The sequence below is a fragment of the Microcoleus sp. B5-D4 genome (assembly GCF_036705145.1).
Classification (GTDB): domain Bacteria; phylum Cyanobacteriota; class Cyanobacteriia; order Cyanobacteriales; family Microcoleaceae; genus Microcoleus.
Window position 1 is genome coordinate 22,854 of the sequence record NZ_JAUBTV010000047.1, and the last position, 14,037, is coordinate 36,890.

The following is a 14,037-nucleotide window of genomic DNA, read 5'->3' on the forward strand; positions in this document are numbered from 1 at the left end:
CAAATCAGCAAACAGACTTTAATCGCTAAGAGCGATCGCATCCTCGATCGCACCGAGATGAAGCCGAAATATCTATAGCTACAGATTACGGAAACTGTAATGATGCTTAATGTTGACATTACATACCATGTTTTGAGCAAATTATCAAAGCATGGTATTGGGATTTTTGTCGATGATTTTGGGACTGGCTATGCTGCTTTTAATAACCTGAAAAATTTTCCGGTGAAGTCGCTCAAAATTGCTCGCTCATTTGTCCGCGATTTAGCCAGCGCTCCGAGCGATCGCGGACTTCACAAACCCATAGTTGTAATCACACATGGCTTAAATCTGAGCACAATTGCTGAAGGAATGGAAGCCCCAGCGAAATGGGAATCGTTACAAGCGATCGCCTAGGAAATCGGGCAGCGTTATATGTTGAGGAAGCCTGCCATTGCTGAGGTTGCCATTCCATAAATCCCACATCCTGAATTGTTGTCTACCACTATGTGGGATCAGCAATCCTCCCTCATGAAAGCGCGCAAAAGTCTTATAATCAATTTAATGCTCGTGTCGCTCAAATGACTAAAAAAATTTTCTTACGGAATAATATAAAAGTGTTTGGACAAGGCACCCAGACGATGATGTTTGCTCATGGATTTGGGTGCGATCAAAATATGTGGCGTTTCGTAACACCGGCCTTCGATAAGGACTACAAAATCATCCTATTTGATTATGTAGGTTCGGGAAAGTCTGATATTAGTGCCTACAGTCCTGAACGGTACAGCCACATCAATGGCTATGTTCAGGATGTCCTCGATATCTGTGAAGAATTGGCGTTGACTGATGTGATTTTTGTAGGCCATTCTGTCAGCAGTATGATCGGCCTTCTGTCCTCAATTCAAGCTCCTAATTACTTTAATCGCCTGATTTTCGTAGGGCCTTCACCCTGCTACATCAATGATTTACCAAATTATTACGGAGGGTTTGAGCGCAAAGATATTGAGGATCTCCTCGATATCATGGAGAAAAATTACATTGGTTGGGCAAGCTTTCTGGCGCCAATGGTGATGCAGAATCAGGATCGTCCTGAGCTAAGTGAGGAACTTGAGACAAGTTTTTGCTCTACCGATCCGGTGATTGCAAGTCGCTTTGCCGAGGTAACTTTTTACTCTGACAATCGCAGTGATTTACCCAAGGCATCAGTACCTACACTGATATTGCAATGCGCTGATGATGTGATTGCTCCCACCGAGGTAGGGCATTACCTTCAGCGCCACCTACCTAAAAGTACGCTACGGCTGATGAAAGCTACGGGACATTGCCCGCACCTGAGTCATCCACAAGAGACGATCGAGATGATTAAGGAGTATTTGAGTGTACCTCATACTACCTGATTTGTATGGCAAACATGACCTACCAGATAGACGAGCTACTGAACACGTCACCCTGTGGATTCCTCTCGTTTGCTGACGATGGTACGATCGTAATGGTCAACGCCACATTACTGCAATTACTCGGATACGAAACCGATGAACTGCGGGGACAGAAGATGGAGTCCATTCTGCCAATGGCCAGCCGGATTTTCTATCAAACCCATTTCTTCCCCCTGTTGAAGCTCCACGGTAAAGTAGAGGAAATTTACTTCTCATTAAGGTCGAAGGAGGGTAGTGATATACCGATGCTGATCAACGCTGTGCGTCGGGAGAAAGGAGGAAGCTTCGTCAACAATTGCATCTTGATCTGTATCCGCCAGCGTATCCTATACGAAGGTGAAATTATTAAAGCAAAAAAAGCAGCAGAGGCAGCTATTCTCGCCCAAAAGCAAGCGGAAATCGCCCTGCGGAAACAGTATGACAAGGCGATATTACTTCAAGAAATTACTCAACACATCCGTCAATCTCTTGATTTGTCTACAATTTTTGAGATTGCTTCGCAGGAGATTCGCTTGTTTCTTGATGCCGAGCGCGTCGGCATATTTAAGTTCGATCCTGACAGTAAGTTTGGATATGGTGAGTTTGTTTCAGAATCCGTAGGCGAAGGATGTAAATTGGTAAGCAGAAATCTATTTAACGACTCGTGTGGTGGTGAACAATATCCTGATTCATATCAAGAAGGGAGAATGCAGGTAGTTGAAAATATCAATAAGATTGACCTTCAACACTGTTACCGCGCTCTTTGGAAACAATTTCCGGTTCGGGCTAATTTAGTTGCGCCGTTGCTCAATGGACAAGATTTGTGGGGGTTGTTATGTATTCATCAATGTTCTGCGCCTCGGCAATGGGAAGAATTTGAAGTTGACCTTGTTAAACAGATTGCTAATCAGTTAGCGATCGCCATTAAACAAGCGGATATTTTTCATAAGTTGCAGAAGGAATTGGCAGAAAGGCAGCAGGCTCAAGCGCGGATGAGAGAAATTAATCAACAACTGGCACTCTCTAACGAAGAACTAGCCCGCGCTACTCATCTCTTAGAACAAGTGGTAAATATTGATGGGTTGACTCAAATTGCTAATCGTCGCTGTTTTAATGACCGCTTAGAGCATGAATGGCAGCGGCTATACCGGGAAAAAAAACCTATTTCTCTTTTGTTATTTGATGTGGATTATTTCAAACGTTATAATGATTCCTACGGTCATCAAATGGGGGATAGTTGTCTGTTCAAACTTGCTCAGACGGTGCAAGAGGTGGTGTACCGTCCGGCGGATTTAGTGGCGCGTTACGGCGGAGAAGAATTTGCCATCATTTTGCCTAATACAGATCTTGATGGAGCGAGTTCGGTGGCCCAACGGATTCACGCTGCTATTCAAGCTTTACATATTCCTCACAAAACCTCTGATGTGAGCGATGTAGTTACTATTAGTATGGGTATCGCCAACTTGATTCCGATTTCGGAACTATCATCGGCTGACTTGATTGCGATCGCCGATCGTTCACTCTACCGTGCCAAGCAACAGGGGCGCAATCAGTCCGCGACCTGCGAGTACAGTGGCGATTCAATTTTTGACACTGACGCTTAAATCACAATAATTGAGGCCGAGGACAAAAATTTGTCCCCGGTCTCTCAAAATCAGTCATTCTATAAATCTACATGAGCACGGAGCTATTGGAAAACTCGGCTCCGACCGTCGCAGAATTTCCAGAGCCAGCCGACCTGCTCAAGCAGTTAAAAGCCAGACGCAAAAAGTCCGGGGCAAACTTGCCAGACATGGAGGTGGTTTTGGAGATACTTGGAACAGATGGGAGCGAAATTTGAGCGGAAAATAGGACTATCGGTAATAAAATTAACCTGAAACCCTTACTCCACAAAAGACATATAAAATGAGCACGGAGGGATTTGAACCCCCGACCCTCAGGACCGGAACCTGATGCTCTATCCACTGAGCTACGTGCCCTCGACTTTCTGAAGTATAACACGTCTTGCGGAAAATGGCGAGTGCCGATCGCAAATTTCCTAGCCGGCCTCCAAATCGCTTGGCCTACCGGGGTTGAACTCGGCCCCGCGATCGCGTTTATTAGGTAGTTCTCGAAGCCAGGGACTAAAAATTCTACCTAAATTATCAAAATAATACGACAATGGGGTAAAATAACAGCCTTTAATATAGCAAAAATTAGGTTCACATTCGATCGGGGTCGAGCATCTACCACAGCTAAAATAGCCCGCATCAATTCCCCCCAGCTAAGCGGCAGTAAATAAATGGTGCGACAGTTAAGACAGGTTGTGCAAATACGGTTCTAGGCTAAGTTCACCAAACCTCTGAATCTTATGGTTTCTAAAATTTTAGACAAATTACCGCTGCGAACTGTTCTCATAGTTCCATTTATACTGCAAATCCTGGGAGCCGTGGGACTCGTAGGATATCTGTCTTTTAGAAACGGACAAAAAGCAGTTAATAACCTTGCCAGTCAGTTAATGACCGAGGTGAGTTTGCGTGTCGAGCAAAACCTGCAAATTTACCTGACAACTCCCCATCAAATCAATCAAACCAAGCTGGATGCTGTCAAGCTCGGCTTGTTAAAGATGGAAAACTTATCAGCTTGGGAGAAATATCTTTGGCGGCAAGTACAATTATATCCCTATATCAATTTTACCTCGGTTGGCAACAAGAAGGGAAATTATAGAGGCGGTCAACAACTTTCTAACGGCTCCCGAATGATTAATGTGATAGACCCCTCTACTGGGTTAAATTTTAATTCTTACAATACGAACGAGCGAGGTGATCGCACTACAGTTACCACCCTTGCCAAAAACTATGATCATCGGCAACATCCTGCGTACCAAAAAGCCGTAAAAGTCGGCAAACCTACTTGGAGTTCGGTTTTTGTTTCATTACTAGAACCGACATTACTTATCAGCGCTATCCAAGCCGTATACAGCGACAAAAATCAGCTAGAAGGAGTCTTATTTACTGCCTTGCGTCTCGACCATCTTGGGAGATTTCTCAATAGTCTCAAAGTTGGAAAATCCGGTCAAACATTTATTATCGATCGCCAGGGTACCTTGTTAGCAACTTCCACTACAGAAAAACCGTTTCGCACTAAAGGTAATGAAAGACAATTGTTTAAAGTAGAAGAAAGCAGCAACCCTGTTACTCAAGCGACAGCTAAATATTTGACTGCAAAGTTTAAAAAATTAGACAAAATTAAAAAATCCGAGTTATTGAGCTTTGAAATAGATGACAAGCGACAATTTTTAAAAGTCTTGCCGTTCCAAGACGGCAAAGGTTTAGACTGGCTGATTGTCGTAGTTGTTCCCGAAGCTGATTTCACCAAAGAAATCGATGCCAATACCCGCACAGCGGTTTTGCTTTGTTTCGCAGCTTTAGGAGTAGCGGTGGGGATCGGCATTCTGACTTCTCAGTGGGTGACAAATCCTATCTTGAGCTTAAATACAGCCGCCAAAAATATTGCTAAAGGTGAATGGGACAAAACAGTAGAAAGCGAACGATCAGACGAATTGGGGGAATTAGCCAAGTCATTTAACAGCATGGCTCAACAACTGCAACAATCTTTTGAAACTTTAGAACAGCGAGTGCAAGAGCGGACGGCAGAATTGGCTATAGCTAAAGACAAAGCGGAAGTAGCGAATCAAGCTAAAAGCACTTTTCTTGCTAATATGAGCCACGAATTGCGATCGCCTCTCAATGCAATTCTCGGCTTTTCCCAACTGATGACTCGCAGCCAAACTCTATCTCCAGAAAATCAAGAAAATATTAGCATAATTAGGAGCAGCGGAGAACACCTCCTTACCCTGATTAATAACGTGCTGGATTTATCTAAAATTGAATCGGGGCGCACCACCCTCAATCCCCATAAAATAGACCTCTATCGCCTGCTCAATGAATTAGAAGATATGTTTCAACTCAAAGCAGATGACAAGCACTTGCAGTTGGTTTTTGACCGCAGTCCCGATGTGCCACAATACATAGAAGCTGACGAGTTAAAGTTGCGGCAAATCTTAATTAATCTGCTCAATAACTCTCTTAAGTTTACCCATGAGGGCGGTGTAGCGGTCAGAGTTAGCAAGGAGTCATTAGGCAGAAATCAGCAGGCAGAAGGGGGAAATATTGAGCACTCCGAAGTATCACCAAATACAGAACTTTCCGCCATTAATGGTCTTAAAATATCTCAATTCAGTCAGTCGAACAACCAGATCATTGCCACCCCAAATGACGATTCAGCTTCAACCTCTTCCTTCTTCCTTCATTTTGAAGTGGAGGATACTGGCCCCGGTATTGCTACCAAGGAATTAGACGATATTTTTGAACCTTTCGTGCAAACCAAGACAGGCAAAGATTCGCAAGAAGGTACCGGCTTGGGATTGCCAATCAGCCGCAAATTTGTGGAATTAATGGGCGGCAAAATGAGCGTCTGTTCTACTGTTGGTAAGGGAAGTAATTTTAAGTTCGACATTCAAGTTATTGCGGTCAATGCGGCTGATATTGAAAGCCCAAAACCGAGCCGGAATGTTATTGCGCTGGAACCCAACCAACCCACCTATCGAATTTTGATAGTAGACGATAAACCGCTCAACCGCCAACTGTTAATTAAAATCCTCTCTCCTCTGGGTTTTGAACTAAAAGAAGCTACTAACGGTCAAGAAGCTATTGAGATTTGGGAGAGTTGGGAACCGCATCTCATTTGGATGGACATGAGAATGCCTGTGATGGATGGCTACGAAGCTACGCAATACATTAAAAGCACTATTAAAGGTCAAGCTACTGCGATTATTGCGCTGACAGCGAGCGTTTTGGAGGAAGAACGGGCAGTTATTTTATCGGCGGGCTGTGATGCTTTTATGAGGAAGCCTTTCCGGGAAGCCGATATTTTTGATGCTATGCACAAACATATCGGAGTGCGCTATATTTATGAAGATCCGGCTCAAAGTGATTTATCGGCAATCAAAGAGGGCGATCGCGCTATGAGTGCGGCTGATTTCGTAAAATTGCCTGATTCACTGGTAGCTGATTTAAAGCTAGCGATACTGAATGCAGATATGGATTTAATTGATACCTTGAGCGAGCAAATTAGATTAAAGGATGCAGTAACGGCAGGTGCGATCGCAAATTGTATAGAAAATTTTGAGTACGACAAAGTTTTAAATTTAATCTCTGAAGCAATATCACATGAATAACGACCTTCTTAGCACCGATCGCGGTAATATTTTAGTAGTTGACGATACCCCAGCTAATTTGCGGCTGCTAGCCGGAATTTTGAACAGCAAGGGCTATAAAGTTCGCCCGGTACCTAGCGGTGAGTTAGCGCTTTCGGCGGCAAAAGGTATGCCTCCAGATTTGATTTTGCTGGATATTATGATGCCCGAAATGAATGGGTATGAAGTTTGCGAAAAGATCAAAGCTGATGAACGAACTTGCGAAATCCCGGTAATTTTTATTAGCGCGATTAATGACGTACTTGATAAGGTCAAAGCCTTTGCTGTGGGCGGGGTAGATTATATTACCAAGCCCTTTCAGGTGGAAGAGGTTCTAGTGAGGGTAGAAACCCATTTAGCAATGTGCCAGTTGCGAAAAAAACTCCAACAGAAAAACCATGAACTTACAGTTACTTTAGACCAACTGCAAGCTACTCAGAATCAATTAGTGCAATCGGAAAAAATGGCGGCATTAGGGCAACTGATTGCGGGCATTGCTCACGAAATTAATACGCCCTTGGGGGCAATTCGGTCGTCGATTGGAAATATTACCAGCTTTTTGGATAACAATCTCGAAAGTTTGCCAGTTTTTTTTAAAGAACTGTCAGCAGAACGCCAGCAGGATTTCTTGCGTTTGATGTACAGTTCTAGCCAACAAAATTACTCTTTATCTACTCGAGAAAAACGGGTATTGAAAAAAGGCGTGAAGCAACAACTACAGTCGGAAGGCATTGACAATTCTGACAGCCTTGCTAGCATTTTAGTCAATATCGGATTGCAGGAAAATCTGCAAGAATTCTTGCCGTTGCTCAAAGCTCCTGACAGCGAAAATATTATAAAAACAGCCTACGACTTTGCTAGCATTCACAGAAGCGCCCGAACCATTGCTACCGCTACTGAACGCGCTGCAAAAGTCGTCTTTGCTCTGAAAAATTATGCGCGTTACGATGTCAATGGGGAAAAAATACAGGTGAATATTACGGAGGGAATTGAAACTGTATTAACTCTTTATCAAAACCAAATTAAGCAGGGTGTGGAAGTCGTCAGAAAGTATCAAGCTCACTTGCCGGCGGTTTTGTGTTATCCCGACGAACTCAATCAAGTTTGGACAAATTTAATTCACAATGCCTTACAAGCGATGGACAATCAAGGGACTTTAACAATTGACGCGGTACAACAAGATACCAGCCTGTTGGTAAAAATTATTGACAGCGGTAAGGGGATTCAACCCGATATTATTCCTAAAATTTTTGAGCCTTTTTTTACTACCAAACCTGCCGGAGAAGGCAGCGGGTTGGGACTGGATATTGTCAAAAAAATAATTGAAAAACATCAGGGTAAAATTGATGTGGAGTCGAGGCCCGGTAAAACAGCATTTACCGTGTCTTTGCCGATTAATTTAACTGAGTAGGTACAGCGCCGGAGACTGAAGTCTGGGGCGAAAATTTGCAGTCTACCCGCGCAGAATGTAGAATTTGGAAAACGGTGTGCTGCCCAGGAGGGTGCACCCTGCCACACTAAAGAAGGAAACTAGCGATGTCTAAATCAGCAATTTTGTGTGTGGACGATGAAGTAGGAGTGTTGGAAAGTCTGGAAATTGAACTGCAACAGGCATTTAACGGTAAATATCTTTGCGAATTTGCTGAAAGTGCTGCCGAAGCCCTGGAAATTATTGAAGAGCTATGTGAAGCTGAGGTTAACATTTTAGTAATTGTCTCTGATTGGTTGATGCCCGGAATGAAAGGAGATGAGTTGCTGATTAAAATTCATCAAAAATATCCACAAATTGTGACAGTGATGCTGACAGGACAAGCAGACCAAGAAGCAATCGAACGCACAAAAAATCAAGCTAATCTTCATGCTTTCATAGAAAAACCTTGGCAAAATCAAGAATTAATTGAAGCGATTAAGTCTGGTCTAGCAAATTTATGAAAAAACCAGTCATTATTTGTGTCGATGATGAGCAGACTATACTCGATAGTCTGGAAATAGACCTGCTAAAAGCCTTTGAAGATAAATATTTAATTGAAACGGCCCAAAGTGGCGAAGAAGCTTTAGAGCTACTGTCAGAACTTTTAGCAGACCAGTATGAAGTTCCTTTGGTTATTTCGGATCATATCATGCCTAGTATGAAAGGAGACGAACTATTAAGGAGCGTTCATGCTATCTCGCCGAACTGTCTCAAGATCATGCTGACGGGGCAGGCAGATTTGGATGCGGTAGCCAATGCTATTAACTATGCTAAATTGTACCGATATATACCTAAACCTTGGCAATGTGATGACTTAAAATTAACTGTCACTGAGGCAATATATAGATATTTTCGAGATAAACAATTAGCGGAAAAACAAAAAGAACTTCACGAAATGAATCAGGAGTTGGTAAAATTAAACCGCAAGCAGGCGATGCTGATTGCCAAACTCCATGAAAACGAAAGTCGCTTGACGCAATATCTAGAAGCTATGCCATTGGGCGTGTGTGTGCTTGATGCAAACGGCCAATCTTTCTACGCTAACCAGAAAGCGCGGGATGTATTTGGCAAAGGCACTGTGCCGCATATTAATTCCGAGCAAAAAGCAGCACTTTATCAATTCTATAAAGCCGGGACTAATCAAAGATGCCCAGTTGAAGAATTGCCAATTATGCGGGCGCTTAGGGGCGAAAATGTGCGGACTGAGGGTGTAGAAATTCGTACAGCTAATAAGATTATTCCTGTAGAGAGTTGGGCAACTCCAATTTATGATTCTACAGGCGACATTTCCTATGCGATTATTGCTTTTAGTGACATAAGTGAACGCAAGGAAGCTGAAGCGGCGCTAATTCAAGCTGAAGAGAAGTATCGCGGGATATTTGAAAATGCTCTAGAAGGTATTTTTCAGACGACACCGGACGGACATTTTATCAGTGCGAATCCTGCTCTGGCGGAAATTTACGGCTACGATTCTGCGTCAGAATTGATAGAAAGTATTAATGATATTCAGCAGCAATTGTACGTGGAACCGAACCGCCGTCAAGAGTTTCTGGCGCTGATGAAACAGCACGGTACTCTGTGTGAGTTTGAGTCTCAGGTTTACTGTCGAGATGGCAGCATTATCTGGATTTCTGAGTATGCGCGCACCGTTTATGATGCTAACGGTGAAGTGCTTTACTATCAGGGTTTTGCTAAGGATATTACTTTGCAAAGACAGGTGGAAGTAGAACGAATCAGGTTTACTAATGATTTAGAAAAAGCTTTGGCAGCCGAAGAAAAGTTAAATGAGGCACTGTCAGAAAACGAAAGCCGATTGACTCAATTCCTAGAAGCGATGCCAGTGGGAATATTTGTTGTCGATGGTAAGGGTAAACCTTTTTACATGAATTCTTGGGGCGAAAGGATACTAGCCCAAGGTTTAATTTTTGATGGGGGTACTGACCAATTTCCTGAAGCTTATCATTTTTACGACGCTGGAACTAATCAATTGTATCCGAGGGATAGCCAACCGATTGTTCGGGCGTTGCGGGGAGAATTTGTGCGTATGGACGATCTAGAAATTCATGGGTCGGATCGGATTGTGCCGATCGAGGTTTGGGCGACTCCAATCTACGACGAACGAAAAAACATAGTTTACGCCATAGCTGCTTTTCAAGACATCACGGAACGTCTAGAGGTAGAAACCGAGCGCCGCCAATTCACAGACGAGTTGCAAAAAGCTTTAGCAGCGGAAGAAAAATTAACAGATGCTTACGGGCGGTTTGTACCGCACGAATTTCTCCACTTTCTGGGATATGAAAGTATTCTGGAAGTCAAATTAGGCGATCAGGTACAGAAAGAAATGTCGGTGCTGTTTTCAGATATCCGCGATTTCACTTCTCTTTCGGAAAGGATGAATCCCGAAGAGAATTTTCAATTTCTTAATGCTTATTTGTCGCGGATGGAACCGGCAATTACTAACAATTTTGGTTTTATTGATAAATACATTGGCGATGCGATTATGGCGCTGTTTGATGGCAGTGCGGACGATGCTGTGAAAGCGGGAATTGCAATGCTAGAAGAGCTTAACGACTATAATATTAGTCGTACTCAGGCCGATTGCCCGCCGCTGCAAATTGGCATTGGCATCAATACGGGTTCTTTGATGTTAGGCACGGTGGGTGGCCAAAGCCGGATGGACAGCACGGTGATTAGCGATGCGGTAAACTTAGCGTCCCGCGTGGAAAGTTTGACGAAAGAGTATGGAGTTTCGATGTTAATTACTCACAATACTTTTATACAGTTGAACGATATTTATGATTTGAGGTTGATCGATCGCGTAACAGTTAAAGGCAAATCGCGAAGGGTAACACTTTATGAAGTATTTGCGGCCGATCCGCCAGAGTTACGACAGAAAAAGTTAGAGACAAAGACAATCTTTGAGCAAGCTTTGGTACTCTACTATAGTGACAAGTGTGGCGAAGCTAAAAGATGGTTTTCGGCCTGCTTGGAAATCAACCCTAATGATAAGGTAGCTCAAATTTATATGCAGCGGTGTGCGAAAGGAGCGATCGCTCCTGCATAATACCATTTGAGAGTTTATATTTGATAATTGGGAATGATTTATGCCATAAGGGTTGGGAGTTTGCCTACACTTGTATTCTTTTTTGAAACTGGTATAATCATTGTTTAGACAGGCAGGGAAACGCAAACTATGGTTTCTTGTTGCGGCAAACTTTCTATTTTAAATTCTCCTCCGTGCAATTCTGCAAGGCGTTGAACAATAGCCAGCCCCAATCCCAAACCTGCTTGTTGGTAAAGTTTGCGATCGAACTGCCTGTAAGCTTCTAGCTGTGCAATCTGATCGGTAGTCATGCCGCGGCCTTGGTCTTTGACAGACAGAATAAAAGTCTGATTTTCGACGAAAGTGCTTAATAAAACCGGCGTTCCTTCTAAAGAAAATTTGAAGGCATTGTCCAAGAGTTCTTCAACAATTTTTGCGAGTCTGACAGAATCCATAGCTACCGACGAATCTTGCAAGTTTAATTGTAAATCGTCGGTTCTATTCGCGTGTTTTGCTTGCTGCCGAGCTTTTTGACTCAGCAAAGATTTTACACAGCTAAATTCGCTGTTTCGCATCTCCTTTAGCAGTTCGGGATTTGTGGCTGCTATCTCCAGTTCTGCATACAGCAAGAAGTTCTGAATCAGCCGATACAAGCGATGGCCGGAAGTTTGAATTTGACCGATCATCTCTAAGATATCTGATTCCTCTAAGACCTTGTATTCTGACAGAATCAGCTCAGAAAAACCCAGAATTGCATTCAAAGGAGTCCGCAATTCGTGGGGTAGCGACATACTAATATTAGTGCGTAATTCGTCTAGCGTCTTTTGAGATTGTCGGCTAATTGTTTTTTGTTTTTCAAGTCTAATAGCAATGGCTTTTAGCAGTTCTTGCGGCGTACACGGCTTAGTAATGTAATCGTCAGCTCCCAGTTCCATGCCCGTGCGAATGTCAACTTTATCGGCTTTGGCTGTGAGGAAAATAAACGGAATTGTGGCAGTCAAGGGTTCGGAGCGCAAAGCTTTGATGACGCCGTGACCGTCTATTTCCGGCATCATCATGTCGCACAAAATTAAATCAGGGATTTGTTCGATCGCCAATTTGATGCCGACTTTGCCGTTAATCGCTCCTATTCCTTCAAAATTCTCGGCTTCCAGCAACTCTAAAATATTCTCTCTAATCGCTTCTTCGTCTTCTATTACCAAAATCTTAGCCACGGTGATAGCTCCTTTTAGTTAGTAGTTGGTTGGAAAATTCTGGGTTCAGACACTTGATAACTTTGTTTGTTAGGCGCTTAATTAATCGTTAAATACCGGATATGTATAGTTGATAATTCAGTTGTTATTGACAGGGAGGGCAAATTAGAGGCAAGGTAATAGTGAAAGTTGTGCCTTTTCCTTCTTGACTGTCGATCGCAAGTTGGCCGCCGTGAAGTTCCACAGCCCTCTTCACAATTGCTAAGCCGAGACCTGTTCCCGAAATAGTGCCGACATTTGGAGCTCGGTAAAAAGTTTCTAATATCCGCTCTCGATCGGCTTGGGGAATGCCGATGCCCTGGTCTTGAACTTGGAAAACAGCTTCTTTGTTTTGACAGTTGAGGTGCAAGGAAACTGTACTGCCGATGGGGGAATATTTGATGGCATTTGAGAGGACATTTCCCAAGATTTGCTGCAGCAGTTTTTCATCCATTTGAGCCTCGCAGTTGTCGCCTTCGTATTGAAAGGCGATCGGGTGTTGGTTGCTGTCGTTGAGCTGCTGCTCTTCTACCAGTTGACGGCAAAATTTTTCAAGGTTTAAGGAAACCGGTTGAAACTGCAAGGTATTGGCTTCGATTTTGCCAATTACGAGGATATCTTCTAATAACTCTGTCATGCGTTTAATTGCTAATTGAATCCGCACAAAATGAGTAGATTTTTTATCTTGGGCCCACTGAGAACTGTAATCTTGCAGCAATCCAGCGGAAAATTGGATTGTTGTCAAAGGGGTGCGGAACTCGTGGGAAACCATTGTGACAAATTTAGCTCGCAGTTGTGAAAGTTCCTTTTCTCGTGCGAGGGCTTTGAGAATTTCCGCTTCTGCTCGTTTACGATCGCTAATGTCACGGGCTTCGGCAATCAGCAGCAAAACTTGTCCTGTTTCATTTTTAACAGGTTTCAGTGAGAAATCAACTGTCATAATTTGGCCACTTTTGCCTAACAAGTCGATTTCGCTGCGGAAAAACTCGCCGCGACTTGCTTTGCCGATCGCGCATTGCAATTGTTCGGAAACCTGTGGCGACTGGGCCCACATCGCCATATCCCAAATCGGGCGGCCCACAATACCCTCCGATCGCAATCCGGCAAAATCGAGGGCTGTCTCGTTCACTTCCAGCACAATTCCTTCGGGAGTCAGCAGCTTGGTTAGCTGAAATGATGAGTCAAAAATCGCCCGAAAGCGGCGCTCGCTTTCCCGCAGCATTTTAAATGTTTGAGATCGTTCGATCGCGTAGCGGATCGTCCGCACTAATAATTGAGTAGTAATTTGACCTTTAACAATATAGTCTTGAGCTCCCAAGCGAACTGCTTCTAGGGCGATCGCTTCATCATCCAAGCCTGTCATTACCACCATGGGCACATCAGGAGCAACTTCTCGCAGGCGAGTTAGGGTTTCCAAACCGCGGCTGTCGGGCAAAGAAAGGTCGAGCAAAACTACATCAAAGGGTTGTTTACACAGTTGTGCGATCGCCTCATGGAGGAACTCAACAGACACCAGTTCCCACTCGACGCCCACAGATACTTCTAACAGTTCTGCAAGTAAATCAGCATCAGCAGGATTGTCTTCTACTAACAGAATCTTAATCCACATAGCTTAGACGTTTTTGACTGTAAAATTTTTACTCTACCAATCTTAGGTTAAACTT

The 14,037-nt window shown here is 43.5% G+C and carries 10 protein-coding genes and 1 tRNA gene; 8 read left to right on the forward strand and 3 right to left on the reverse strand.

From position 1 onward, the window contains the following. Positions 1–84: 84 nt before the first annotated feature. The 4 genes from QUB10_RS20760 to QUB10_RS20775 all read left to right on the forward strand — a co-directional run bounded on the left by QUB10_RS20760 (position 85) and on the right by QUB10_RS20775 (position 3,231). Positions 85–393 carry an EAL domain-containing protein gene (locus QUB10_RS20760; RefSeq protein ID WP_333205207.1) on the forward strand — a complete coding sequence of 103 codons (309 nt, stop codon included), beginning with the start codon at positions 85–87 and terminating at the stop codon, positions 391–393. Positions 394–485: 92 nt separating this feature from the next. Continuing rightward, complete coding sequence (locus QUB10_RS20765; RefSeq protein ID WP_333205150.1) at positions 486–1,373, forward strand: alpha/beta hydrolase; 888 nt, start codon at positions 486–488, stop codon at positions 1,371–1,373. Positions 1,374–1,387: 14 nt separating this feature from the next. Beyond that, entirely contained in the window at positions 1,388–2,995 is a 1,608-nt protein-coding gene (locus tag QUB10_RS20770) for a diguanylate cyclase domain-containing protein (protein WP_333205152.1), read from the forward strand. A 71-nt stretch (positions 2,996–3,066) separates the two neighbouring features. Further along, positions 3,067–3,231, forward strand: a complete 165-nt coding sequence (locus QUB10_RS20775) for a hypothetical protein (protein ID WP_333205154.1) — start codon at positions 3,067–3,069, stop codon at positions 3,229–3,231. Between the two features lie 66 nt (positions 3,232–3,297). Here the strand turns inward: QUB10_RS20775 and QUB10_RS20780 are convergent. Next, positions 3,298–3,370, reverse strand: a tRNA-Arg gene (locus tag QUB10_RS20780). Positions 3,371–3,741: 371 nt separating this feature from the next. Between QUB10_RS20780 and QUB10_RS20785 the strand changes: the two genes are divergently transcribed. The 4 genes from QUB10_RS20785 to QUB10_RS20800 all read left to right on the forward strand — a co-directional run bounded on the left by QUB10_RS20785 (position 3,742) and on the right by QUB10_RS20800 (position 11,162). Next, the gene (locus QUB10_RS20785; protein ID WP_333205156.1) at positions 3,742–6,609 is read left to right on the forward strand and encodes an ATP-binding protein; all 2,868 of its coding nucleotides are present in this window, start codon (positions 3,742–3,744) and stop codon (positions 6,607–6,609) included. After that, positions 6,602–8,038 carry a response regulator gene (locus tag QUB10_RS20790; RefSeq protein WP_333205158.1) on the forward strand — a complete coding sequence of 479 codons (1,437 nt, stop codon included), beginning with the start codon at positions 6,602–6,604 and terminating at the stop codon, positions 8,036–8,038. The genes QUB10_RS20785 and QUB10_RS20790 overlap by 8 nt, the downstream gene beginning before the upstream one ends. Before the next feature lie 125 nt (positions 8,039–8,163). Continuing rightward, positions 8,164–8,559, forward strand: a complete 396-nt coding sequence (locus QUB10_RS20795; RefSeq protein WP_333205160.1) for a response regulator — start codon at positions 8,164–8,166, stop codon at positions 8,557–8,559. Continuing rightward, positions 8,556–11,162 (forward strand): PAS domain S-box protein, encoded by a 2,607-nt coding sequence (locus tag QUB10_RS20800; protein ID WP_333205162.1) that lies wholly within the window; start codon positions 8,556–8,558, stop codon positions 11,160–11,162. The genes QUB10_RS20795 and QUB10_RS20800 overlap by 4 nt, the downstream gene beginning before the upstream one ends. Before the next feature lie 104 nt (positions 11,163–11,266). Here the strand turns inward: QUB10_RS20800 and QUB10_RS20805 are convergent, their stop codons facing one another. Together QUB10_RS20805 and QUB10_RS20810 are read right to left on the reverse strand one after the other, a co-directional pair. Beyond that, the gene (locus QUB10_RS20805) at positions 11,267–12,355 is read right to left on the reverse strand and encodes a response regulator (RefSeq protein ID WP_333205164.1); all 1,089 of its coding nucleotides are present in this window, start codon (positions 12,353–12,355) and stop codon (positions 11,267–11,269) included. Between the two features lie 124 nt (positions 12,356–12,479). Continuing rightward, positions 12,480–13,982 (reverse strand): ATP-binding protein, encoded by a 1,503-nt coding sequence (locus QUB10_RS20810; protein ID WP_333205166.1) that lies wholly within the window; start codon positions 13,980–13,982, stop codon positions 12,480–12,482. Positions 13,983–14,037 lie beyond the last annotated feature (55 nt).